At 67.1% G+C, this 24,447-nt stretch carries 21 protein-coding genes; 16 read left to right on the top strand and 5 right to left on the bottom strand.

Going from position 1 to position 24,447, the window contains the following annotated elements; translation table 11 throughout:
- The first annotated feature begins 37 nt into the window (after window positions 1–37).
- Together HV742_RS19465 and HV742_RS19460 are read left to right on the top strand one after the other, a co-directional pair.
- Window positions 38–3,658, top strand: a complete 3,621-nt coding sequence (locus HV742_RS19465) for a YhdP family protein (protein WP_254601191.1) — start codon at window positions 38–40, stop codon at window positions 3,656–3,658.
- Between the two features lie 103 nt (window positions 3,659–3,761).
- Window positions 3,762–4,115, top strand: a complete 354-nt coding sequence (locus tag HV742_RS19460) for a hypothetical protein (RefSeq protein WP_175146172.1) — start codon at window positions 3,762–3,764, stop codon at window positions 4,113–4,115.
- 196 nt (window positions 4,116–4,311) lie between these two features.
- Here the strand turns inward: HV742_RS19460 and rho are convergent, their stop codons facing one another.
- Both rho and trxA read right to left on the bottom strand, forming a co-directional pair.
- The gene (gene rho / locus HV742_RS19455; protein WP_006218533.1) at window positions 4,312–5,571 is read right to left on the bottom strand and encodes a transcription termination factor Rho; all 1,260 of its coding nucleotides are present in this window, start codon (window positions 5,569–5,571) and stop codon (window positions 4,312–4,314) included.
- 117 nt (window positions 5,572–5,688) lie between these two features.
- Window positions 5,689–6,015: a thioredoxin TrxA gene (gene trxA, locus HV742_RS19450; RefSeq protein WP_006387817.1), complete on the bottom strand. Its 327-nt coding sequence runs from the start codon at window positions 6,013–6,015 to the stop codon at window positions 5,689–5,691.
- A 326-nt stretch (window positions 6,016–6,341) separates the two neighbouring features.
- Between trxA and parE the strand changes: the two genes are divergently transcribed.
- The 5 genes from parE (at window position 6,342) to HV742_RS19425 (ending at window position 13,297) form a co-directional block, all read left to right on the top strand.
- Window positions 6,342–8,303, top strand: a complete 1,962-nt coding sequence (gene parE, locus HV742_RS19445; RefSeq protein ID WP_068952864.1) for a DNA topoisomerase IV subunit B — start codon at window positions 6,342–6,344, stop codon at window positions 8,301–8,303.
- Window positions 8,303–8,914: a YcxB family protein gene (locus HV742_RS19440; RefSeq protein ID WP_049075241.1), complete on the top strand. Its 612-nt coding sequence runs from the start codon at window positions 8,303–8,305 to the stop codon at window positions 8,912–8,914. The genes parE and HV742_RS19440 overlap by 1 nt, the downstream gene beginning before the upstream one ends.
- A 35-nt stretch (window positions 8,915–8,949) precedes the next feature.
- On the top strand, window positions 8,950–11,271 hold the full coding sequence (gene parC, locus HV742_RS19435; protein ID WP_068956512.1) for a DNA topoisomerase IV subunit A: 2,322 nt from the start codon (window positions 8,950–8,952) through the stop codon (window positions 11,269–11,271).
- A 143-nt stretch (window positions 11,272–11,414) separates the two neighbouring features.
- The gene (locus HV742_RS19430) at window positions 11,415–12,038 is read left to right on the top strand and encodes a TetR/AcrR family transcriptional regulator (protein WP_059269727.1); all 624 of its coding nucleotides are present in this window, start codon (window positions 11,415–11,417) and stop codon (window positions 12,036–12,038) included.
- The gene (locus HV742_RS19425) at window positions 12,035–13,297 is read left to right on the top strand and encodes a DUF418 domain-containing protein (RefSeq protein WP_175146171.1); all 1,263 of its coding nucleotides are present in this window, start codon (window positions 12,035–12,037) and stop codon (window positions 13,295–13,297) included. The genes HV742_RS19430 and HV742_RS19425 overlap by 4 nt, the downstream gene beginning before the upstream one ends.
- A gap of 12 nt (window positions 13,298–13,309) precedes the next feature.
- Here HV742_RS19425 and HV742_RS19420 read toward each other — a convergent pair whose 3' ends face one another.
- Together HV742_RS19420 and HV742_RS19415 are read right to left on the bottom strand one after the other, a co-directional pair.
- Entirely contained in the window at window positions 13,310–14,650 is a 1,341-nt protein-coding gene (locus tag HV742_RS19420; protein WP_175146170.1) for an aspartate aminotransferase family protein, read from the bottom strand.
- A gap of 70 nt (window positions 14,651–14,720) precedes the next feature.
- The gene (locus tag HV742_RS19415; RefSeq protein WP_175146169.1) at window positions 14,721–15,662 is read right to left on the bottom strand and encodes a MurR/RpiR family transcriptional regulator; all 942 of its coding nucleotides are present in this window, start codon (window positions 15,660–15,662) and stop codon (window positions 14,721–14,723) included.
- Window positions 15,663–15,911: 249 nt separating this feature from the next.
- Between HV742_RS19415 and HV742_RS19410 the strand changes: the two genes are divergently transcribed.
- The 6 genes from HV742_RS19410 (at window position 15,912) to HV742_RS19385 (ending at window position 20,881) form a co-directional block, all read left to right on the top strand.
- Window positions 15,912–16,460 carry a MarR family winged helix-turn-helix transcriptional regulator gene (locus HV742_RS19410; RefSeq protein WP_049075229.1) on the top strand — a complete coding sequence of 183 codons (549 nt, stop codon included), beginning with the start codon at window positions 15,912–15,914 and terminating at the stop codon, window positions 16,458–16,460.
- Window positions 16,457–17,017: a diaminobutyrate acetyltransferase gene (gene ectA / locus HV742_RS19405; RefSeq protein WP_049075228.1), complete on the top strand. Its 561-nt coding sequence runs from the start codon at window positions 16,457–16,459 to the stop codon at window positions 17,015–17,017. The genes HV742_RS19410 and ectA overlap by 4 nt, the downstream gene beginning before the upstream one ends.
- Window positions 17,018–17,137: 120 nt before the next feature.
- Complete coding sequence (gene ectB, locus HV742_RS19400; protein WP_049075226.1) at window positions 17,138–18,445, top strand: diaminobutyrate--2-oxoglutarate transaminase; 1,308 nt, start codon at window positions 17,138–17,140, stop codon at window positions 18,443–18,445.
- Window positions 18,442–18,846 carry an ectoine synthase gene (locus HV742_RS19395; RefSeq protein ID WP_006387829.1) on the top strand — a complete coding sequence of 135 codons (405 nt, stop codon included), beginning with the start codon at window positions 18,442–18,444 and terminating at the stop codon, window positions 18,844–18,846. Before ectB ends, HV742_RS19395 begins: the two co-directional genes overlap by 4 nt.
- 15 nt (window positions 18,847–18,861) lie before the next feature.
- Window positions 18,862–19,788, top strand: coding sequence for an ectoine hydroxylase (gene thpD, locus HV742_RS19390; RefSeq protein ID WP_175146168.1), 927 nt, complete (start codon window positions 18,862–18,864; stop codon window positions 19,786–19,788).
- Window positions 19,789–20,008: 220 nt separating this feature from the next.
- Window positions 20,009–20,881 carry an MOSC domain-containing protein gene (locus HV742_RS19385; protein ID WP_063582826.1) on the top strand — a complete coding sequence of 291 codons (873 nt, stop codon included), beginning with the start codon at window positions 20,009–20,011 and terminating at the stop codon, window positions 20,879–20,881.
- A 37-nt stretch (window positions 20,882–20,918) separates the two neighbouring features.
- Here the strand turns inward: HV742_RS19385 and sugE are convergent, their stop codons facing one another.
- Window positions 20,919–21,236 carry a quaternary ammonium compound efflux SMR transporter SugE gene (gene sugE, locus HV742_RS19380; RefSeq protein WP_049075218.1) on the bottom strand — a complete coding sequence of 106 codons (318 nt, stop codon included), beginning with the start codon at window positions 21,234–21,236 and terminating at the stop codon, window positions 20,919–20,921.
- A 267-nt stretch (window positions 21,237–21,503) separates the two neighbouring features.
- Here sugE and panD point away from each other — a divergent pair, with 267 nt between their 5' ends.
- The 3 genes from panD to HV742_RS19365 all read left to right on the top strand — a co-directional run bounded on the left by panD (window position 21,504) and on the right by HV742_RS19365 (window position 24,447).
- Entirely contained in the window at window positions 21,504–21,872 is a 369-nt protein-coding gene (gene panD / locus HV742_RS19375) for an aspartate 1-decarboxylase (protein WP_054503932.1), read from the top strand.
- A 76-nt stretch (window positions 21,873–21,948) separates the two neighbouring features.
- Window positions 21,949–22,995, top strand: coding sequence for a CDP-6-deoxy-delta-3,4-glucoseen reductase (locus tag HV742_RS19370; protein WP_175146167.1), 1,047 nt, complete (start codon window positions 21,949–21,951; stop codon window positions 22,993–22,995).
- 195 nt (window positions 22,996–23,190) lie between these two features.
- On the top strand, window positions 23,191–24,447 hold the full coding sequence (locus HV742_RS19365; RefSeq protein WP_049075213.1) for a D-amino acid dehydrogenase: 1,257 nt from the start codon (window positions 23,191–23,193) through the stop codon (window positions 24,445–24,447).

The raw sequence follows: 24,447 nt of genomic DNA, 5'->3' as shown, positions 1-24,447 counted from the left end.
TTCTCCTGCCCACCGATCCGTGTCTGTTTCAAAGAAAGTGCTCTGCTGCCTGTTCTGGGCGGTACTGACCGTGTACGGCGTCGTGGCCATCGGGCTCCTGGGCGTCCGCTATTGGGTCTTGCCGCGCGTGGATCAGTGGCGTCCCCAGATCGAAGCCTACGCCAGCCAGGCGCTGGGCGCGCGCGTCACGATCGGCGCGATCCAGGCCAATTGGCAAGGCCTCAATCCCAGGCTGGAACTGGCCTCGGTGCAGGTCTACGACGACCAGCCGCAACCGGTGCTGACGCTGCCCTCGGTCTCGGCGGTGCTGGCCTGGCGCAGCCTGCTGACGCTGTCGCCCAAGCTGGTGCGGCTGCGCGTGGAACAGCCGGAGCTGACCTTGCGGCGCGATGCCGACAATCGCCTCTGGGTGGCGGGGCAGGGCATCGACCTGAACGCCGGCGATCACCAATCCGACCTGAACCATCCCGCGCTGCGCTGGTTGACCGCGCAGCGCGAAGTGCTCATCCACGGCGCCCGCATCCGCTGGCAGGACGAACTGCGCCAGGCGCCCGAACTGGTGTTGAGCAATGTCGATTTCCTGGTGCGCAACGGCAGCCTGTCGCATCGCTTCGCTCTGCGCGCCGATGGCGATCCCGCCCTGGCCCGCAAGCTGGATCTGCGCGGCGAGTTCAATCGCAGCCTGTTCTCGGGCAATGCCGCCAGCCCCGCCAACTGGAGCGGCCAGATCTACGCCGCGCTGGACGACGCCGAGCCGCTGGCCTGGGCGCCCTGGATGCCGCCGCCGGCCATCAAGGGGCGCGTCACCGCCCGCGCCTGGCTGCAACTGGATCACGGCAAGTTCACCACCCTGACGGCCGACGTGGCCGCGCGCGGGGTCGATTGGGCCGCGGCCGCCGACGGGCCGGCGGTGCGCGGCGGCTATGCGCAAGCGCGCATCGAAGGCACGCCGGGCGATTTCATCGACAGCGAGCGCGTGCCGCTGGCGCGCAGCGCGGGGGCGGCGAACCTGGCGGTCAATGGCCGCATCGAGCAATTGCGCGTGACCTTGCCGGGCATCTTCGAGCAGCCCGAACTGGCGGCCAACGAGGTCGTGCTGGATGCCGGCATCAAGGGCGTCGACGCCCGCGACTGGTTTCTCGACGTGAGCCAGCTGCGCGTCACCAATGACGACCTGGACGTGCGCCTGCAGGGCCAGTGGCGCAAGGAGGGCAAGAGCGCGGCCGGCAGCGTCGACATGCGCGGCACTCTGGTGCGCGGCGCCATGAACGCGATTCACCGCTATCTGCCGCTGGAGGTCAACGCCGACGCGCGTGAATGGCTGGCGACCGGCCTGCCGGCCGGCCAGATGGAATCGGCGGCCATCACCCTCAAGGGCGACCTGGACGAATTCCCGTTCGGCGCGGCGGGATCCACGGGCGAATTCGTCATCGCGGGCGCCTATACCGGCGCCCGGGTCGACTATGCGCCGGCACGCCGGGACCGCAAGGCCTGGCCGATGGTGCAGAACCTGTCGGGCAATTTCCGGGTCGACAAGGTCGGGCTGGTGCTCGACAGTCCGGGCGGCGGCGTGTTCCAGACCGGCCCCGACCAGACGGTGACCCTGGGCGCGGTGACCGCCAGCATCCCCGACATGGAGCACCAGGCCGAGTTGACGGTCGTCGGCGAGACCAGCGGCACGGTGCCGGCCTATCTGGCGCTGGCCGGCAGTTCGCCGCTCGGGCAACTGCTGGACGGCGCCCTGGACGAGGCGCGCGGCACCGGCAACTGGCGCATGCCGCTCAAGCTGAAGGTGCCGTTGATGAACACCGACGACACCCAGGTGGAGGGCAAGATCCAGTTCGCCGACAATACCTTCACTTTCATGCCGGAAATGCCCTTGCTCAGCCAGATGCACGGCGACCTGGATTTCTCGGAAAAGGGCGTACATACCAAGGAAATCCGCGCGCAGTTCCTGGGCGGGCCGGTCAAGATCAGCGGCAGCCTGACCCAGCCGAACGACGCCCTGCGCTTCGAGGGCGTGCTGGCGGGGGCGGGGCTGACGCAGATCAGCAACGTGCCGGCGATGGCGCGTTTCTCGGGCAGGACCGCCTACAAGGGCAAGGTCGGCTACCAGCGCGGCGGTTCGGTGGAACTGTCGCTGGACTCGGATCTGGCCGGCCTGGCGATCGACATGCCGGCGCCGGTGGGCAAGCCGGCGGCATCCAGCCGTCCGCTCAAGCTGCAATGGGGCGCCGCGCAGGATCGTGGCAACAAGGGGCGGCGCTGGCTGACCGCCAGCCTGGGCGACAACATCAATGCATTGTTCGAGCGTGACCCGGCCGATGCCGCGCCGTCCTATTTTGCGCGCGGGGCGCTGGGCATCGAGCGGCCCGCCAGTCTGCCCGATCGCGGCCTGAGCCTGAACGCCAGCCTGCCGCAGCTGGACATGGATGCCTGGGAAGCCGTGTCCGACGGCTTCAGCGCGCCAGCGGTCAAAGGACGCCCGGCGCCCCGGCCCCTGCTGCCGCCGGCCGAGCGCGTCAGCCTGGCGACCGGGATGCTGCGCACCAGTGGCTATACGCTGAACGACCTGACCTTGTACGCCACCCGCCCGGCGCCAGCGCAGTGGCGCGTCGATATCGAGTCGCGCCAGGCCGCGGGCTCGCTGTCATGGCGCGAGGCCTCCGGCGCGATCGCCGGCCAGATCACGGCCCGCCTCAAGCACCTGGCGCTGGGGGGCGCCGATGACAGCAACGAGGCCGACAAGGCGCTGTCGTCCGGCAACGATCTGTCGGACATCCCCGCGATCGACCTGCAGGCCAAGGAATTCCGTCTCTATGGCAAGAACCTGGGCGAGCTGCAGGTGCTGGGTACCAACCTGGAGCGCGGCCGGCAGTGGCGCCTGGACAAACTATCGATCACCAATGACGCGGCCGCGCTGAACGCGACCGGCGCGTGGCGCCTGGAGGGGCCCGACCGGGGCCTGACGGTGGACGCCACCGCCAAGTTCGAGAACGTGGGCAGTTTCATGGATCGAATCGGCCTAGAGCACGTGGTGTCGGGAGGCTCCGGCGGCATCAAGGCCAAGGTGACCTGGCGCAACCTGCCCTGGACCCACAACATCGCCGACGTCATCGGCGATGCCGAGATCACCCTGGACAAGGGGCGCTTCATGCATGTGAATTCGCGTACGGCGCGCCTGCTGGAGCTGCTGTCACTGCAATCGTTGCAGCGCCTGGCGCGGCTCGACGTCAATCCGACCAACCTGTTGCGCGACGGCTTCCCGTTCGACACCGTGCGCGGGCAGGTCAAGCTGGCCGATGGCTCGCTCAGGACCGAGGGCTACAAGATCAACGGCCCGGTCGCCGCCATCGTGCTGGCCGGCGACGTCAACATCGTGCTGGAGCGCTGGAACCTGAAGGCAGTGGTGATTCCCAACCTGGACGCCAGCGGCGCGGCGATGGTCACGGCGCTGGCGGTCAACCCTCTGATCGGCCTGGGCGCGTTTGTCACGCAATGGCTGCTCAAGCAGCCCCTGGCGCGCGCCATGACCATGGAATACGCGGTCACGGGTAGTTGGGACGATCCGCAGATCGACCCGATCGACGCCTCGGGCAAGCCTGCGCCCAAGCAGACGCCCAAGCCCCGCAGCCTGGAAGAGTTCATCGAGCACTGATCCGGCCGCGCCTCTTCCTGACATTGGGATACAGACCGAACAGACAGCAACGCATGCGGGCCATTAAGCTCCCGTCAGTCCTGATACTGCTTGGAGTCGACGCATGGCCAAGTCCCGCATCCGCCTGGCAACGGTGGTCGCATTGATGAGTGTTTCCGCCTGGGCCTGGGCCCAGGCCCAGGACCTGGTCCTGCCCACCATTCCCGAGGCGACGGATGCGATCGTCGATATGCTCGCGGGCACCGGCCTGTCGCGCCCGTCCGAGGTCAAACTGGGCACCTGTGTGGCCGCAGAGCAGGCCAGCCACCCGGGGCAGGTCGCCTGCACGGTGGCGGTGACGATGGGCGCCGCGGTCAACGAAAACCAGATGGACTTCTACAGGCAGGGCAAGACGTGGAAGGCCCAGCCCAGCATGTCCCAGGACAAGCTGCCGTTCCCCGATCCCAAGTTGCACTGAACGACGGCCGGGTGGCGGATCGGTTGCGGGCTGGCCGTCAGCGCCGCCGCGGATAGTGTGCGTGCCGACGGGCCCCTCTGGGTGGATTCAATGCGGGCCGGCTCGAAACGCCGCCCCTGAAAGCATTTGGCGAGGACCGCCGTGGGGCAATCCTCGCCAAATCGATGCGTGCGCCCGGCATGCGGGCGGCGACGGCTTACTTCTTCTTCATCATGTCGAAGAATTCGGCGTTGGTCTTGGTGGCGCGCATCTTGTCCAGGATGAATTCCATGGACTGGACTTCGTCCATGTCGTGGATGAACTTGCGCAGCACCCAGACCTTCTGCAGCAGGTCCGGCGCGATCAGCAGTTCTTCGCGGCGGGTGCCCGACTTGTTCAGGTTGATGGACGGGTAGACGCGCTTTTCCGCCAGGCGGCGTTCCAGGTGCACTTCGGAGTTGCCGGTGCCCTTGAATTCTTCGTAGATGACTTCGTCCATGCGGCTGCCGGTCTCGATCAGCGCGGTGCCCAGGATGGTCAGCGAACCGCCTTCCTCGAGGTTGCGCGCGGCGCCGAAGAAGCGCTTGGGACGTTGCAGGGCGTTGGCGTCGACACCGCCGGTCAGCACCTTGCCGGAAGCCGGCACCACGGTGTTGTAGGCGCGGGCCAGACGGGTGATCGAGTCCAGCAGGATCACCACGTCCTTCTTCATTTCGACCAGTCGCTTGGCCTTTTCGATGACCATTTCGGCGACCTGCACGTGGCGGGTGGCGGGCTCATCGAAGGTCGAGGCGACCACTTCGCCGCGCACGGTGCGCTGCATTTCGGTCACTTCCTCGGGGCGCTCGTCCACCAGCAGGACGATCATGACCGCGTCGGGGTAGTTGGTGGTGATGGCGTGCGCGATGTGCTGCATCATCACCGTCTTGCCGGACTTGGGGCTGGCGACGATCAGGCCGCGCTGGCCCATGCCGATGGGGGCGAAGACGTCCAGGATGCGGCCCGTCAGGTTCTCTTCGCTCTTGATGTCGCGTTCCAGGCGCATGGTCCGGTTCGGATGCAACGGCGTCAGGTTCTCGAACATGATGCGATGCTTGATCGCCTCGGGCGCCACGCCGTTGACCTTGTCCACCTTGACCAGCGCGAAATAACGCTCGCCATCCTTGGGCGTGCGCACTTCGCCTTCGATCGAGTCGCCGGTGTGCAGGTTGAAGCGGCGGATCTGGGACGGCGAGATGTAGATGTCGTCCGTGCTGGCCAGATACGAGGTCTCGGGCGAGCGCAGGAAACCGAAGCCATCGGGCAGGACTTCCAGCACGCCGTCGCCAAAGATCTGCTCGCCCTGCTTGGCGCGCCGTTTCATGATGGCGAACATCAGCTCCTGCTTGCGCAGGCGGTTGGCGTTCTCGATTTCCAGGCCAGCGGCCATTTCCAGCAGCTGCGAGACATGCAGCGCCTTCAGTTCGTTGAGGTGCATCGCGGTGAGTGTTGGGGGAAAAGTAAAGGAGGGTTCTGGCGGCGCGCCACGGACGGGCTCGCGCGGTATTGAATGCGCGCCGCCCCCAGGGCGGCGCCTTCGTTCACAGCACGCAGTTTACAACGCGCCGTCCAGGAATGCGGTGAGTTGCGACTTCGACAGCGCGCCAACCTTGGTGGCGGCAGCCTGGCCGTCTTTAAAGAGCATGAGGGTGGGGATGCCACGGATGCCGTACTTGGCGGCGGTGCCCTGGTTTTCGTCCACGTTGAGCTTGGCGATCGTCAGGCGACCGGCGTATTCGGTGGCGACTTCTTCCAGGATCGGGGCGATCATCTTGCAGGGGCCGCACCAGGCAGCCCAGTAGTCCACCAGCACCGGCTGGCCGGACTTCAACACATCGGCATCGAAGCTCGCGTCACTGACGTTCTTGATTTGGTCGCTCATGATGGTGATTCTCGGGTTCGGCAGCAAAAGGCGAAAAGAGGGACGCCTTGCCGTTGTTCTTGTTTGTGGAATGGATTAAAGCATACCACTGTCAAAAACAACAGGCATACCACTGTTTATAACAACAGTATTCGCCGCTTTTGTGTAGGATATCGCGGCGCAGTTATCGCGACCCGGCGCATTGAACCCGGATCCGCTGGCTGTGTCTCTATCGTCATCCTACCGAATTCGGAGCTGGTCAGGTCGTGCGCATCCCACCCGGAGCCGCGCAGAATCTGGGCTTATCCGTAAAATGTCGGTTTTTTTCCACAGATGTTGGGGATAACTTGGCCACTCCACGTTACAACGAGGCGTCCATCCGCGTCCTGAAAGGGCTGGAGCCCGTGCGGCAGCGCCCGGGCATGTACACCCGCACCGAAAACCCCCTGCACATCGTGCAGGAAGTCATCGATAACGCCGCGGACGAGGCTCTGGCCGGCCACGGCAAGCAGATCCTGGTCACGCTGCACATCGACGGCAGCGTCTCCGTCGAGGACGACGGCCGCGGCATTCCCGTCGGCCTGCACCCCGAGGAAAACGCCCCCGTGGTCGAGCTGGTCTTCACCCGGCTGCACGCGGGCGGCAAGTTCGACAAGGCCGGCGGCGGCGCGTACGCCTTTTCCGGCGGCCTGCACGGCGTCGGCGTATCCGTCACCAACGCCCTGGCCACCCGCCTCGAAGTGGTGGTCTGGCGCGACGGCACCGTCAACCGCCTGGTGTTCAAGGGCGGCGACGTCGCCGAACCGCTGGCGCCCTACGACCAAGGCGGCCGCAAGAAATCCGGCACCCGCGTGCGGGTCTGGCCGGACGCCAAATATTTCGACAGCCCCAATATCCCGCTGGGCGAGCTGACCCACCTGCTGCGCAGCAAGGCCGTGCTGCTGCCGGGCGTGAAGGTCTCGCTGGTCAACGAAAAGACCGGCGACACCAAGACCTGGCAGTACCAGGACGGCCTGCGCGGCTACCTGTCCGAGGCGCTGGCGGGCGCCGAACTGATGGTGCCGTTCTTCGAAGGCCAGCAATATGCCGGCGCCGACCACGAAACCTTCGCCGAAGGCGAGGGCGCCCAATGGGTGGTGGCCTGGACCGAAGATGGCAACGCGGTGCGCGAGTCGTACGTCAACCTGATCCCGACGCCGGCCGGCGGCACCCACGAGTCGGGCCTGCGCGAAGGCCTGTTCGGCGCCGTCAAGGGCTTTGCCGAGCTGCACAGCCTGCTGCCCAAGGGCGTGAAGCTGCTGCCCGAGGACGTGTTCGCCCGCGCCAGTTTCGTGCTGTCCGCCAAGGTGCTGGACCCGCAATTCCAGGGCCAGATCAAGGAACGCCTGAACAGCCGCGACGCCGTGCGCCTGGTGGGCGGGTTCGCCAAGAGCGCGCTCGACCTGTGGCTGCACAGCAATGTCGAATACGGCAAGAAGCTGGCCGAACTGGCCATCCGCCAGGCGCAGGCGCGCCAGCGTTCGGCGCAGAAGGTCGAGAAGCGCAAGAGTTCCGGCGTGGCGGTGCTGCCCGGCAAGCTGACCGACTGCGAATCCAGCGACGCCACCCGCACCGAGGTCTTCCTGGTCGAGGGCGACTCGGCCGGCGGCTCGGCCAAGATGGGCCGCGACAAGGAATTCCAGGCCATCCTGCCGCTGCGCGGCAAGGTGCTCAATTCCTGGGAGGTCGACCGCGACCGCCTGTTCGCCAACAACGAGATCCACGACATCTCCGTCGCCATCGGCGTCGATCCGCACGGCCCGGGCGATTCGCCCGACCTGTCGGGATTGCGCTACGGCCGCATCTGCATCCTGTCGGACGCCGACGTCGACGGCTCGCACATCCAGGTGCTGCTGCTGACGCTGTTCTACAAGCACTTTCCCAAGCTGGTCGAGGCCGGCCACGTCTACGTCGCCAAGCCGCCGCTGTTCCGCCTGGACGTGCCGGCGCAGGGCAAGCGCCCGGCGCGCAAGATCTACTGCCTGGACGAAGGCGAGCTGGAAGCCGCGCAGGACAAGCTGCGCAAGGAAGGCTCGCGCGAAAGCAGCTGGTCGGTCAGCCGCTTCAAGGGCCTGGGCGAAATGAACCCCGAGCAGCTGTGGGAAACCACCATGAATCCGGACACGCGCCGGCTGCTGCCGGTGGGCTATGGCGACCAGACCCCTGAAGACACCACCCGCATGTTCGACATGCTGATGGGCAAGGGCGAGTCCTCGCAACGCCGCGCCTGGATCGAAGAAAAGGGCAACCTGGCGGAGCTGGATATCTGATGACGCCGTCCGCGTCCCCGCCGCCGTCCGCCGCCATGGCGGTCGACCTGACCGCCGACGACTACGCCGAATTCGCGGCCTACGTGTACAAGCGGCCGGAACTGCGCCGCCGCCGCTACCTGTCGCACCTGCGTTTCGCGGTGTTGATGGTGGTGGTCCTGCTGGGCTATCTGGTCTGGCAGACCTGGGACGGGCACGGCCCCAACTGGGGCGCGCTGTTGCCGGTGTACGTCGAGGGGCTGGCGGTGGGCCTGGGCATCCTGGCGCTGCTGGCGCTGGCCTACGAGTTCGTGCTGCCTGGACTGGTGCGCATGAACACGCGCCGCATGCTGGCCAAGCGGCCCGACGGCTTGTTCCTGGGGCGCCACCAGCTGGTGTTCGGCGCCGATGGCATCGAGGACAGCATTGCCGACGCCTCGGGGCGCATCGACTGGGGCGACGTGCGGCGGGTCGAGGAAACGCCGCAGCATCTGTATGTCATCCTGGGGACGCTGCAAGGCGTGATCATTCCCAAGCGCGGGCAGGACGCCGCCACCCTGGACGCGGTGCGCGCCCAGTTGCGCGAGCACGTGGCCGATGCCCAGCTGCTGGGCGCCGCGCGTCCCCAATGACGCCGTTTCAATGAATTTGTCTACCTGAAACCATCATGACCGACAGCAATCAACAAGGTTTGTTCGACGCCGCGCCCGACGAGGGCGGCGATGCCGCCATCACCCTGGCGCGCTACGCCGAACAGGCCTATCTGGACTACGCAGTGTCCGTGGTGCGGGGCCGCGCCCTGCCGGACGTGGGTGACGGGCAGAAGCCCGTGCAGCGCCGCATCCTGTTCGCGATGCAGGCCATGGGACTGGGCGCGGGCGCCAAGCCCGTCAAGTCGGCCCGCGTCGTCGGCGACGTGCTGGGCAAGTACCACCCGCACGGCGACCAGGCCGCCTATGACGCCATGGTGCGCATGGCGCAGGACTTCTCCCTGCGCTATCCGCTGATCGACGGCCAGGGCAACTTCGGTTCGCGCGACGGCGACAACGCCGCCGCCATGCGCTACACCGAAGCGCGCCTGACGCCGATCGCCAAGCTGCTGCTGGACGAACTGGACGAAGGCACGGTCGATTTCGTGCCCAACTACGACGGCAGCCAGCAGGAGCCGCAGATGCTGCCGGCGCGCCTGCCGGTGATGCTGCTGAACGGCGCCTCAGGCATTGCGGTCGGCATGGCCACCGAGATCCCGCCGCACAACCTGCGCGAAGTGGCGCAGGCCTGCGTGGCGCTGATCAAGCAGCCGCAACTGCCGGACGCCGAGCTGTTCGGCATGATCCCCGGCCCGGACTTCGCCGGCGGCGGCCAGATCATCACGCCGGCCGCCGACATCGCGCAGATCTACGCCGGCGGGCGCGGCTCGCTCAAGGTGCGGGCGCGCTGGCAGTTCGAGGAAATGGCGCGCGGCCAGTGGCAATTGGTGGTCACCGAGCTGCCGCCGGGCACCTCCTGCCAGAAGGTGCTCGAAGAGATCGAGGAAATCACCAACCCCAAGGTCAAGAGCGGCAAGAAGAGCCTGACGCCGGAGCAGACGCAGGCCAAGGCCGTCATGCTGAACCTGCTGGACGCAGTGCGCGACGAATCCGGCAAGGACGCCGCCGTGCGCCTCGTGTTTGAACCCAAGACCTCGCGCGTCGACCGCGACGAGTTCGTCAACACGCTGCTGGCGCAGACCAGCATGGAAAGCAGCGCCTCGGTCAACCTGGTCTGCATCGGCACCGACGGCCGCCCGCGCCAGAAGGGCCTGCGCGACATCCTCACCGAATGGCTGGCGTTCCGCACCAACACCGTGATGCGCCGCACCCGCTTCCGCCTGGACAAGGTCATCGACCGTATCCACGTGCTGGAAGGCCGCATGGTGGTCTACCTGAATGTGGACGAGGTGATCCAGACCATCCGCGAATCGGACGAGCCGCGCGCGGCGCTGATGGAGCGCTTCAAGCTGTCCGAGCGCCAGGCCGAGGACATCCTCGAAATGCGCCTGCGTCAGCTGGCGCGCCTGGAAGGCTTCAAGATCGAGCAGGAGCTCGCGGACAAGCGCAAGGAACAGGTTGCGTTGCAGGAACTGCTGGACAATCCCAACGCGCTCAAGCGCCTGCTGGTCAAGGAAATCGAGGCCGACGCCAAGCAGTATGGCGACGATCGCCGCACCCTGATCGAGACCGCCGAACGCGCCGTGCTCGAGACCAAGGTGCTGGACGAGCCCGTTACGGTGATCGTGTCGCAGAAGGGCTGGCTGCGCGCCCGCCAGGGCCACGGCCACGACGCCTCGCAATTCGCCTTCAAGCAGGGCGACGATCTCTACGGCGCCTTCGAATGCCGCACCACCGACACGCTGATCGCCATGGGCGACAACGGCCGCGTCTATTCGGTGCCGGTGTCCGGCCTGCCGTCGGCGCGCGGCGACGGCCAGCCGGTCACCACCATGATCGACCTGGAAAGCGGCACCCGCATTGTCCACACCATCGCGGCGGCGGCCGACAGCCGCTGGTTGCTGGCCACGCGCGGCGGCTACGGCTTTGCCGCCAGGCTGTCGGATATGACCAGCCGCCAGCGCGCCGGCAAGCAGTTCATCACGCTGGAGGCGGGCGACGAACTGTTGCGTCCGGTGCCGCTGTTCGAGGGCGCCACGCAACTGGCGCTGCTGTCGCAGAAGGGCAAGTTCCTGGTGTTCGGGCTGGACGAGGTCAAATCGTTGTCCGGCGGCGGACGCGGCACCATCCTGATGGGGCTGGACGGCGCCGACAAGCTGGATCAGACCGTGCCGATCGGCGCGCTCGGCCTGCGCGCGGCGGGCATCTACCGCAACAAGCACACCGAAGACATCCTGGCGGGCGCGGCGCTGGCGGTGTACGTCGGCAAGCGCGCGCGCAAAGGGCGGGCGCTGGACGTGCGGCCCAAGCAGCCGCTGCTGTCGCCGGTATTGGGCTGATCGCGGTCCGGTTGGCGATGTCCCTCAACGGCGGACCCCGCAGGGTCCGCCGTTTTGTTTCCGGAACCGCGACTTGACGTTGTCCGGGAGCCCGATATTTAATAGATAGATCAATCAGTCTATTAATTTATCTCTGACGCAGCATGCGCAAAATCGACCCCGCCCGGCAGCAGGAGCGGCGCCGCCAGATCCTGGCCGCCGCCGCCGAGTGTTTCGCCGAAAACGGCTTCCATGCCACCTCGACCGCGCAGATCTGCGCGCGCGCGGGGATGAGTCCCGGCAACCTGTTCCATTACTACGCCAGCAAGGCCGAGATCATCGAGGCGCTGATCGCGTCCGACACCGACGCGTTGCGCGCACGCCGCCAGGCCGGCGCCGTCGCGGGCGATGCGCGCGCCGCGTTGATCGGCTGGATCGACGAGAACCTCGCGCAGTACCGCGATCCGGGTTTCGCGCGGTTGGGTATGGAGATCCTGGCCGAGGCAGTGCGCAACCCCCGTGTGCACACGTTGGTCATGGCCAATGAAGACGAGCGCAAGGCATCGCTGGCAGCGCTGCTGGCGGCGGTATGGCAGGACGCGCCGCCGGACGCCATGCCGCGCCCCGTGTCCGAAATGACCGACCTGCTGTTGCTGCTGCTGGACGGCATCTACAGCCGATCGGTGGTGGACCCGCGGTTCGACGCGGCGGCCGGCGGGCGGCTGCTCGAGGCGGCATTGCAGGGTTGCCTGCCGCCGGCGCCCGACACAGCGGGCGGGCGGTCATGAACGTCCCCCTGAACGCTCCTGTCAGCGCCGTTGCGGGCGCCGCCACGGCGGCCCCGCCGCGCCTTGCCCACGTCGACGCGCTGCGCGGCTTCGCGCTGTTCGGCATCCTGGTCGTCAACATTGGCGTGTTCGCCTCGCCGTTCTACGCCAACGGCATTACCGACCCCGCCTTCTCGCGGCCGTGGGACCTAGCGATGCGATGGCTGGTGGCGTGGTTGTTCGAGACCAAGTTCTACCTGCTGTTTTCGTTTCTGTTCGGCTATAGCTTCACCTTGCAGATGAGCGCGGCCGAGCGCGGCGGCGCCGCCTTCGGGCCGCGCTTCCTGCGGCGCCTGCTCGGTCTGGCGCTGCTGGGACTGGCGCACGCCGTGCTGTTCTACCAGGGCGATATCCTGCTGACCTACGCGGCGTTGGGCGTGGTGCTGATGGCGTGCCGCCGCATGAATCCGGGGCGCGCCTTGCGCCGCGCGCTGTGGCTGATCGGGTTGGTGTCGCTGGCCTGGACGCTGCTGGGCGCGCTGAGCCTGCTCGATCCCGCCGGCACCGTCGAATTGAGCCACGCCGCCAATGGGGTTGCCGTGGCCGATTCGCAGGCCGCCATCGAGGCCTATCGCGGCACCATCGGCAGCACTGTGGCCCGCCATTGGCATGAGCTGACCACCAGCATCTGGGGCGTCATCCTGCTGGTGCAGGGTCCTTTTGTCTTCGCCATGTTCCTGGTCGGCTACGCGCTGGGCCGGCGCCAGGCGCTGGCCGATCCGTGGCGCCAGCCGCGCGCGTTGTGGCTGTTGTGCGCGCTGGGGGCGTTGCCCGGGCTGGCCGGGTCCGCCGCCTATGCGACCACCGCCTTGCCGTCGATGTCCCCGTTGTGGGAAACCCCGGGCCTGGCCATGGACCTGTTCACGGCGCCGCTGTTGAGCATGTCGTACGCCGCGGCGCTGCTGCTGGCGATGCGCACGCGACCGGGCGCCGCGCTGGCGCGTACGCTGGCGCCGGCCGGCCGCATGGCGCTGAGCAACTACCTGATGCAATCGGTGGTGTGCGCGTTCCTCTTCACTGGCTGGGGCCTGCGCCTGACGGGCAGCGTGTCGCCGGGCGCGGGCCTGGCGATCGCCGTGGGGATCTTTCTGGCGCAGCTGCCGCTGTCGGCGTGGTGGCTGCGCCGCCACGCCTACGGCCCGGTCGAATGGCTGCTGCGCGCGCTGACCGTCGGCGCCTGGCCCGCGTGGCGCCGCCAGCCGACGCCGCCGGCCGGCTAGGCCGCCTGCGGTTCAGCGGCCGCTGTCGGCAATGGCGGCGTCGATAGCGCCGGCCAGGCGTTCGGTCAGTTGGTCCAGCTCGTCGTCCGTGATGATGAAGGGCGGGGCCAGCAGCACGTGGTCGCCCTGGCGGCCATCGATGGTGCCGCCCATCGGATAGACCATCAGGCCGCGCGCCATGGCTTCGCGCTTGATGCGCGCATGCAGCGACAGGGCCGGGTCGAAGGTCGCTTTGCTGGCCCGGTCCCGCACCAGTTCCACGCCCATGAACAGCCCGCGGCCGCGGATATCGCCGACGTGCGGATGGTCGCCCAGCGCCTGCCGCAGGCGCTGGCGCAGTCCCTCGCCCTGGGCGCGCACGCGCGCCAGCAGGTTGTCGCGCTTGATCACCTGCTGCACCGCCAGCGAGGCCGCGCACGCGGTGGCGTGGCCCAAGTAGGTGTGGCCGTGCTGGAAGAAGCCGCTGCCCTGCTGCATCGCCTGCACGATGCGTTCCTGCGCCATGACCGCGCCGATCGGCTGGTAGCCGCCGCCCAGGCCTTTGGCGATGGTGATCAGGTCGGGCGTGATGCCTTCCTGCTCGACGGCGTACAAGGTGCCGGTGCGGCCCATGCCGCACATGACCTCGTCGGCGATCAGCAGCACGCCGTGGCGATCGCAGACCTCGCGGATGCGGCGGAAGTAGCCCGGCACCGCGGTCACCGCGCCCGAGGTCGCGCCCACCACCGGCTCGGCAACAAAGGCCATCACGCTGGCGGGGCCGAGGCGCTGAAAGGTCTGCTCCAGCTCCTGCGCCAGCCGTTCGGCGTATTGATCATCGGTTTCGCCAGCCGCCTGGTCGCGGTAGGCATAGCACGGCGACACGTGCGCCACGTCGATCAGCAGCGGCGCGAACTGCGCCCGGCGCCAGGCGTTGCCGCCCACCGCCAGCGCGCCCAGCGTGTTGCCGTGATAGCTCTGGCGCCGCGCCACGATGTGGCGGCGCTGCGGCTGGCCAATCTCGACGTAGTACTGGCGCGCCATCTTCAACGCGGCCTCGATCGCCTCCGAGCCGCCCGAGACGAAGTACGCATGCGAGGTGCCGGCCGGCGCGTCGGCCACCAGGGTGGCGGCCAACTGCTCGGCGACCTCGGTGGTGAAGAAGCTGGTGTGGGCATAGGCCAGCGCATCGATCTGCGCGTGCATCGCGGCCTGCACGTCGGGGTGGTTGTGCCCCAGGCACGAGACCGCGGCGCCTCCCGAACCGTCCAGATAGGCGCGGCCCTCCTGGTCATAGAGCCAGGCGCCCTGGCCGCGGACCGCGACCGGGGGCGTGCTGCGCAGGGAACGATGAAGGACTCGGGTGTGGGTCATGATGAGGAACTCCGGAGCGGGAAGGGCGGGTGACGGATGGCGAAAAGGTGGGAAGCGGCGCGCGGCGGGGTCATTCCGGAGCCGGCGCCGCGCCGCGCCCGCGCGGCGGGTCGCGCCAATAGGCGCCGTCGGCTCGCAGCCGCGCCTCGATCTCGTCCAGGCGTTGCAGCACCGCCTCGCCGCCGCGGGCCGCGAGCCGCGCGATCAGGTGTTCGGCCAGGCCCAGCAGACCCGCGGTGCTGTGGAAGAAGGACGCGGGATCCCGCGCCTCGCCGTCATCCGGCCCGGTGTCGGCGGGACGGGTGAAGCGCAACACATGGCGGGCGGCCCGCGCCACCGGGCTGGTGTCGCTGTCGGTCAGCGCCAGCACGGCGACGCCGCGGGCGGCGATCTCGCGGGTCAGGCGCACCGTCGCGGTCGGATAGGGGGCCTGCGATATCACCACGAGGGCGTCGCCGGCCTGCAGGCTGTCGGCATCCTCGGCCGCCGCGCCGCCCAGTCCATCGATCAGGATGCCGTTGCGGCGCAGCAGGTGGTAGGCATAGCGCATCTGGAAGGCGACGCCGAAGGCCGAGCGCGTCCCCAGGAAGCCGACCTGGCGCGCCCGTAGCAGGGTATCGACGGCGGCGTCGAACGCCACCGCGTCGTTGGTTTGCCAGACCGAGGCCAGAGCCGCCGTCTGCCATTGCGTCAGCGCATCCTGCCCCGCGCCGCCGGCCGGGTGGGCGTGCGCGGCCTGCAGACGCGCCGCGCGCTCGCGCAAGCCGTTGTCGGCGGCGCCGGCCAAAGCGCGTTGGAAGGGCGCGCGGAAGGCCTCGTAGCTGTCATGCCCGGCAGCGCGCGCCAGGCGCAGCATGGTGGCGGGGGAGACGCCCACTGCCTGCGCCTGCCGGCGCATCGACCACAGTCCCACTTCGGCCGGATTGGCCAGCACCCAATGCGCCGCGCGCTGTAATTCGGCGGGCAGGGTGGCGCTGAGGCGGCGCAGGTGGTCTTGCAGGGGCGCGATCATGGCGGAATAAGCGAAAGCAATAAAACAAATGCTACCGCTGTCTGGGTAAAAATAAAACGGATGTTTTATTTGCGAAATGTAGAACGATTCCGGCAAATCGTAACGACCGCCGTTCCCGGGGACGCCCCCGGCGACTTGACGACGGAATGCGCGGAAATGATTACAAAATGAGGGTCGATCCGGTTTGACACAGGGATAGGTCACCCATATCATTCGTATAGAAATCAATTTAGCTGAACTAATTCAGTCATGAATAAACAGACCGTAACCGACCCCGCGCAGCAATATGACCTGCGCATCCTGCGGGCACTGCGCCGGATCACGCGATCCATCGCGTTGCATTCGCGCCAGCTGTCCGCGGTGAGCCATATCACCGCGCCGCAGCTGATGTGCCTGCGCACGGTCATTGCCAATGGGCCGATGACGGCCACGGCGATCAGCCGCGAGATCCACGTCAGCCCCAGCACGGTCGTCGGCATTCTCGACCGCCTGGAAGACAAGGGCCTGATCCGCCGCGAACGCGGCCGTGAAGACCGCCGCATTGTTTTCGTGACTGCCACCGACGCCGGCCGCGAGGTCGCGCAGCAGGCGCCGTCGCCGCTGCAAAAGCACCTGGCCGACGCGCTCAACGCGTTGCCGGAGCTGGAGCAGGCCACCATCACCCTGTCGCTCGAGCGCATCGTCGCGCTCATGGAAGAAGAGAGCGGGGTGGCGACGGAACCCCAGGGCGACGCGTCGTCGCCCATCCTCGAGGTGCCCACCGGTGGCGCGCCTCCCGAATCAGGATTGGTTGTATGAGAGCAAACGAACTGCACGACCCTACGAACTCAAGTGCCGTGGCGCCGGCGGCGGGCAGCAAAACGCATCTGTTGCGTGAGCCCCGCCGCAAGGACGGCGCCGCGATCCACCAGCTCATTTCCGAGTGCCCGCCACTCGACCTCAATTCCCTATACGCGTATCTGCTCCTGTGCGAGCACAACCGCGGCACCTGCGTCCTGGCCGAAAGCGCCGGAGGACGCATCGATGGATTTATCTCCGCTTACGTGCTTGCCGACCGGCCCGACGTGTTGTTCGTCTGGCAGGTCGCCGTGCACACCCGCGCACGCGGCCAACGGTTAGGCCGCGCCATGCTTCGGGCGCTCTTGCAACGCGAGGGGCTCGCGCATGTTCGTCATCTTGAAACCACGGTGGCGCCTGACAACCAGGCCTCGCGCCGCACCTTCGCCGGCCTGGCCGGCGAACTGGGCGCCCACGTCTCCGAGCAGCCGTTCTTCGACCGGCAACTGTTCGGCGGCGCGGACCATGACGACGAGATGTTGTTGAGGATAGGCCCGTTCACCTTGCCCGCTCCCTAGGCGGCAACGCGGTCCTGTCGAAAACCGGGATGGCTTTGACGCATCCGGATGCGCCTGGCGCGCATGCGGAAGGGATCTGGCCGTCTGTCAACTTATGAGATGAAAGGGAGGAATAATCACATGGACTTGAAAATCTTCGACCGGATGGAGTCGGAAGTACGGGGCTATATCCGGTCTTTTCCCGTGATCTTCAGCCAGGCCAGGGGATCGACGCTGGTGGATGAGGACGGTGGCGAGTACATCGACTTCTTCAGCGGCGCCGGCACGTTGAACTACGGCCACAACAATCCCATCTTCAAGGAAAAGCTGCTCGAGTACGTGCAGGCGGACGGCGTGGTGCATGGCCTGGACATGGCCACCAGCGCCAAGAAAAGCTTCCTCGAGGCGGTCGACCGCGTGCTGCTCAAGCCGCGCAACTGGCAATACACCCTGCAGTTCACCGGCCCCACCGGCACCAATGCGGTCGAGGCGGCGCTCAAGATCGCGCGCCAGGTGAAGGGGCGTCCCAATGTGATTTCCTTCACGCACGGCTTTCACGGCGTCAGCGGCGGCTCGCTGGCGGTGACCGCGAACATGAAGTTCCGCGATGCCTCCGGCTACCCGCTGGGCAACACCACGTTCATGCCCTATGACGGCTACTTCGGCCCGGACGTGGACACCATGGCCTACCTGGAGCGCATGCTGGAAGATCCCAGCAGCGGCATGGACAAGCCCGCCGCCGTCATCGTCGAGACGGTGCAGGGCGAGGGCGGCGTCAACGTCGCCACGCTGCGCTGGCTCAAGGAACTGGACAAGCTCTGCAAGCGCCACGACATGCTGCTGATCGTGGACGACATCCAGGTCGGCTGCGGCCGCACCGGCACCTTCTTCAGCTTCGAGGCCGCCGGCATCCGCCCCGACATCATCACGTTGTCCAAGTCGCTGTCGGGCTTTGGCCTGCCGATGTCGCTGGTGCTGATGAAGCCCGAGCTGGACGTCTGGAAGCCCGGCGCCCATAGCGGCACTTTCCGCGGCAACAACCTGGCCTTCGTCACCGCCACCCAGGCGCTGGAAACCTACTGGACCAACACCGCGTTCACCGCCGAGATCCAGCGCAAGGAGCGCCTGGTGCGCGACTGGCTGGAAAACCTGGTGCACAGCTATCCCAACGCCGGCCTGTCGGTGCGTGGCCGCGGCCTGATCCAGGGCCTGGTCAGCAATGCCACCCCGGCGCTGTCCAACCGCATCGCCGCCAACGCCTTCAAGCGCGGCGTGGTCATCGAGACCTCGGGCGCGCATGACGAAGTGCTCAAGCTGCTGCCGGCGCTGACCATCGAGGAAGACCTGCTGTCCAAGGGCCTGGAAGTGATCGAGGCCAGCGTGGCCGACGCGCTGGCCGAAGAGGGGCAGTCCGCCCGCATCCTGAAATTTGGAGGAAAACGTCAATGATCGTACGCAATGTCAAAGATGTGATCGGCACCGCCGACGAAGTCCGCACCGATACCTGGGTCAGCCGCCGCGTGCTGCTCAAGAAGGACGGCATGGGCTTCTCCTTCCACGAGACCACCATCTTCCCGGGCGGGCGCACCCACATCCACTACAAGAATCACCTGGAAGCGGTGTGGTGCATCGAGGGCGACGGCTCCATCGAGACGATTGCCGACGGCAAGAAGTATGAACTCGGCCCGGGCGTGGTCTACGCGCTGAACGAGCACGACGAGCACTGGCTGTGCGGCGGCAAAGAGCCGCTGCGCGTCATCTGCGTCTTCAACCCGCCGCTGACCGGCCAGGAAGTGCACGATAAAGAGGGCGTCTACGCCCTGCCTGAAGCCGAAGCCCAAGCGGCCTGATACAAGGAGGTTCGCATGATCTCACCTGCGCAGGATCCGTACGCCTCCCGTACGGATCGCAGTTCCGCCATCATTTCCCGCCAGGATCCGGTGGTCTATGGAGAAGGCAAGTACGCCAACGCCCTGAGCGGCGAACAGATCGGCAGCTACGAGCGCGATGGCTTCCTGCTGCTGGAGGACGTGTTCTCCGAAGCCGAAGTGCGGGCGCTGTCGGCCGAGGTCGAGCGCATGACGCGCGACCCGTCGATCATCCGCCGCGAAGAGTCGATCACCGAGCCCGGCAGCAACGCCGTGCGCTCGATTTTCATGGTGCACGTGCTCAATCCCGTGCTGGCGCGCCTGGTGCGCGATCCGCGGCTGGTCAACGTGGCGCGCCAGATCCTGGGGTCCGAGGTCTACATCCACCAGTCCCGCGCCAACATGAAGCCCGGCTTCAAGGGCAAGGAGTTCTACTGGCACTCGGATTTCGAGACCTGGCACGTGGAAGACGGCATGCCGTCGATGCGCGCGCTCAGTTGCTCGGTGCTGCTGACCGAGAACAATGACTGCAACGGCCCGCTGATGCTGGTGCCGGGCTCGCATCGGCAGTTCATCTCGTGCGTCGGCGAAACCCCCAACGACCACTACAAGCAGTCGCTCAAGAAGCAGGAGTACGGCGTGCCGGATCCGGTCAGCCTGCAGTTGCTGGTCGAGCAGGGCGGCATCCGCACCATGACGGCCAAGGCCGGCTCGGTGGTGTTCTTCGACTGCAACACCATGCACGGCTCCAACAGCAACATCTCGCCGTGGCCGCGCGCCAACGTGTTCATGGTCTACAACAGCGTGGAAAACACGCTGGAGCCGCCCAAGTACGGACTGACCCCGCGTCCCGAGCACATCGCCACCCGCAAGGCGTTCAAGGCCGTCACGCCGCTCGATACCTTGAAGCTGGTCGGCAGCTAGCGCGGCATGTTATCCGCGGCGGATGCTTGCCGGCGCTGGTCGGGGCGTGGCCTGGCCGGCCGCGCGCGGGGGCGACCCATGCCGTTTCCGCTGCGCGCTTTCCCGTGAGGGGAAAGAACGCCCGCGTCGCTTGCATGCGCCGCAGCCCAGGCCGTTCGGCCTGGGCTTTTTTTCGTCGTTCCGCTATGCTCTGCCGTCTTTCCCCGCCGGAAGTCGCATCATGTCCGCCCGCATCCTCAGCCTGCATATCTACCCGGTCAAATCCTGTGCCGGTATCGACCTGTCCGAGTCGCCCGTGGACCGCGCCGGGTTGGCCCACGACCGTCGCTGGATGCTGGTCGGGGCGGACGGCCATTTCATGACGCAGCGCCAGTGGGCGGCCATGGCCTTGATCCGCACGGCGCTCACGGCCGACACGCTGCGGCTTTCGGCGCCCGGCATGCCCGACCTGGACGTGCCGCTGGACGGCTCGGCGCTGCAGCCCGGGGTCGAAAGCGTGGGCGTCTGGAAGGACACGCTCGACGCGCGCCGCGAAAGCGAGGCCGCGGCGCAGTGGTGCTCGGATTTCCTCAAGACGCCTTGCCGCCTGTACAAGGTCGACACCGGCGCGACGCGGCCGGCCAAACCGGAATGGGTGGATAAGTGGGCCGAAAGCCATCCAGACCTGGCGCAGACGTTCGGGGGGGATCACTTCTTCGGCTTCGCCGATGGCTTCCCGTTGCTGGTGGCGAACCAGGCGTCGCTCGATGACCTGAACGCACGCCTGCAGGCCAAGGGCGTGGCCCCGGTGCCGATGGATCGGTTCCGTCCCAACATCGTGGTGCAGGGCGAGTGGGAGGCCTTCGAGGAAGACCATACCGCCATGATCACCACGGGCGCGGTCAGCATGGCATTGGTCAAGCCGTGCACGCGCTGCTCGATTCCCGACATCGACCAGCGCACCGCCGTGCAGCACGACGAGCCGGGCCGCACACTGGCGGGTTATCGCAACCTGGAGATCGGGGTGGTGTTTGGCCAGAATGCGATTGTCGATGCGCCGGCCGGCGCGCGCCTGAAAGTGGGCGACGCGGTCGAGATCGAATTGGATTTCTAGCGCGTCGCGTCCCGGCGCGAGGCCGGGTCTTGCGCGATCAGGCCGACGTCAGCTTCAGGCCGATCAGGCCCAGCACAATCAGCGCGACGCTGGCGATGCGCAACCAGCTGATGGATTCACCGAACAGGATGATGCCGGCCACGAAGGCGCCGATGGTGCCGATGCCGACCCACACCGCGTAGGCGGTGCCCAGCGGCAGCGTCTTCATCGCCACGGCCAGCAGCCAGAAACTGATGAGCATGCCGCCAACGGTGACGAGCGACGGCGTCAGGCGGGTGAAGCCATGGGTGTATTTGAGGCCGACGGCCCAGACGATTTCGAACAGGCCAGCGAGGATGAGGATGATCCAGGTCATGACGACTCCTACTTGAGAGGGGTCGTCCCCGGATTGATGCGTTGCCGGCAATGGCCAATGCCGTCGTTGCCGATGGCAAATGCCGCCATGTGCGGGCAGGCGCAGCAACGGGCCGTCCCGTCGCGGCAAAAATTATAGAATACCGGCTTCCGACGGCAAAACCGGGTGCCGTTCGGTGCACGCCCGCGGATTCGCAACCGTCGCGGGTGTTTTCGCATTCATCGCATCACTTCGCGTTCCGGCACGCGAAACCAGGATATTTCCATCATGCAACGCATCATGTTGCGGGCAAAGCTGCACCGCGTCACGGTCACCGAAGCCGACCTTCACTATGAAGGCTCTTGCGGCATCGACGAAGACCTGCTGGACGCCGCCGGCATGCGCGAGTTCGAGCGCATCGAGCTCTACAACATCAACAATGGCGAGCGCTTTGACACCTACATCATCAAGGCGGCCCGCGGCAGCGGCATCATTTCGCTCAATGGCGCGGCCGCGCGCCGGGCGCAGGTCGGCGACCTGATGATCATCTGCACCTACGGTCCCATGTCCGAAGAAGAATCCGCCACCCACAAGCCGCAGGTCGTGCTGGTGGACGACGCCAACCGCGTCAAGGAAATCCGCAAGTTCCCGGCCTGAGGCCGGGCCGGGCGGCGCCTCGTGGGGTGTGTACCATGGGCGCCGTCAACCCTGATCCCCCCTGATACGTTTCATCATGAGCTTCCAGGTCATCATCCAACCCAGCAAGCATCAATTCCCGGTCGAGCCCGGCCAGACCGTGCTCGACGGCGCCCTGGCCGCGGGCATCGTGCTGCCCTACAGCTGCCGCAACGGCGCCTGCTCCACCTGCAAGGGCAAAGTGGTGTCCGGGGAATTCGACGCCGGCCAGTACCCCGCGCAGATCCTGTCGCCCGAGGAACTGGCCGATGGCTACACCCTGTTCTGTCAGGCCCGGCCCGCCTCCGACCTGGTGGTCGAGTCGACCGAAGTGCGCCTGGCCAGCGACATCCAGATCCGCAAGCTGCCTTCGCGCGTGCAGACCATGGAGCGCGCGGCGCCGGACGTGATCGTGCTCAAGCTGCAATTGCCGGCCTCGGAGCAGTTCCGTTACTACGCCGGCCAGTACATCGAGGTCATCCTCAAGGACGGCCGTCGCCGCAGCTATTCCATGGCCGGCGCGCCGCACACCGGCAGCCCGCTGGAACTGCACATCCGCCACCTGCCGGGCGGGGTCTTCACCGACCACGTGTTCGGCGCCGGCGACACGCAGATGAAAGAGCGCGAGATCCTGCGCCTGGAAGGCCCGTTCGGTTCGTTCTTCCTGCGCGAAGACAGCGACAAGCCGATCATCCTGCTGGCCAGCGGCACCGGTTTCGCGCCGGTCAAGGCCATCGTCGAACACATGATCCACAAGAACATCCGCCGTCCGGTGTCGCTGTACTGGGGCGGCCGCCGCCCGCGCGACCTCTACATGGACGAACTGGCGCAGTCGTGGGCCCGCGACCTGCCGGATTTCCGCTACGTGCCGGTGGTGTCCAATGCGCTCGAGGAAGACGGCTGGAGCGGCCGCGACGGCTTCGTGCACGAGGCCGTGCTCCAGGACATCCCCGACATGTCCGGTCACCAGGTCTACGCCTGCGGCGCGCCGCCGATGGTCGACGCCGCGCGGCGCGAATTCAGCGCCCAGTGCGGCCTGCCGCCCGAGGAGTTTTACGCGGACGCCTTTACTTCCGAGGCCGACCTGGCCAAAGCCGCGACCTGATTGAAATCCGCTCGCCGCCCATAGCGAAGGGGAGGGATCCGGCAGGGGCGGGTTCCTCCCCTTTTTTTGATGAGGGCGGGCGTAGGCGAGGGCGGGGCGCCGGGGTAAACTGCGGTGTCATCTTGGCAGCGGCTTGCCGCGGGGGGCGGACATCGTGTCCGCGGGCCCGGCGGATACGCAGGGAGCAATGCGGGCATGAAAGTAGCGGTATTGGGTAGCGGCATCATCGGAATCTCCAGCGCCTGGTGGTTGAGCCAGGCCGGCCACGACGTCGTGGTCATCGACCGCTGCACCGGACCCGCCCAGGAGACCAGCCTCGCCAACGGCGCGCAGATTTCGGTTTCCTATGCGGAGCCCTGGGCCAATCCGCAGGCGCCCCTGAAGCTGCTCAAGTGGATGTTCCAGGACAACGCGCCGCTGCTGTTCCGTCCGCAGCTGGACTGGCGCCAGTGGATGTGGGGCCTGGCCTTCCTGCGCGAGTGCCTGCCCGGCCGCCTGGCGCCGAACATCCGCGCCATGGTCCGCATGGCCGAATACAGCCGCGCCACGCTGCGCGGCATGCGCGCCGAACTCGGCATCGAATACGATCACCTCGAGCGCGGCATCCTGAATTTCTACCGCGACCAGCACGAATTCGAGAACTCGCAGCGCGCCGCCGGCCTGATGCGCGATTTCGGCGTCGAGCGCCGCGTCGTCTCGACCGACGAGGTCATCGCCATCGAACCGGCCCTGGCGCCGCATCGCAACACCATCGTCGGGGGCGACTACACCCCCGAGGACGAAAGCGGCGACGTGCATCTGTTCACCGTCGCGCTGGCCGAGCGCTGCGCGCGCGCCGGGGTCGAATTCCGCTACAGCACCCGCGTCACCCGGCTCATCACCCAGGCCGGCGCCGTCAGCGGCGTCGAACTGATCGAGCCCGACGGCCGCTACGGCGCCCTGGCGGCCGACGCCTACGTGGTGGCCATGGGCAGTTTCAGCCCGTCGCTGCTGCGCCCGCTCGGCATTCCGTGCAACGTCTACCCGGCCAAGGGCTACTCGGCGACCTTCCCGGTCCTGAAACCCGACGGCGCGCCCACGGTCAGCCTGACCGACAGCAGCCACAAGGTGGTGTTCTCCCGCCTGGGCGACCGCCTGCGCATGGCCGGCACGGCCGAGCTGTCCGGCTATTCGCGCGGCCTGAACACCGGCCGCTGCGAAGCCATGACGCGGCTGGCCCGCGAACTCTTTCCCGACGCGCTCGATTTCGAGCGTGTCAGCTATTGGTCGGGCCTGCGCCCGTCCACTCCCTCGAACGTGCCCATCATCGGCCGCAGTCACATCCCGAATTTGTATATCAATACCGGACACGGTACTCTCGGCTGGACGATGGGCGTTGGCTCGGGCCGGGCACTGGCCGACCTGCTGAGCGGACGTCGTCCAGAACCGGAATTCCCTTTTCTTGGTCTATGA

The sequence above is a fragment of the Achromobacter ruhlandii genome (genome assembly GCF_902859695.1).
Lineage (GTDB): Bacteria > Pseudomonadota > Gammaproteobacteria > Burkholderiales > Burkholderiaceae_B > Achromobacter > Achromobacter ruhlandii.
This window is presented reverse-complemented; position numbering and strand designations above follow the sequence as displayed.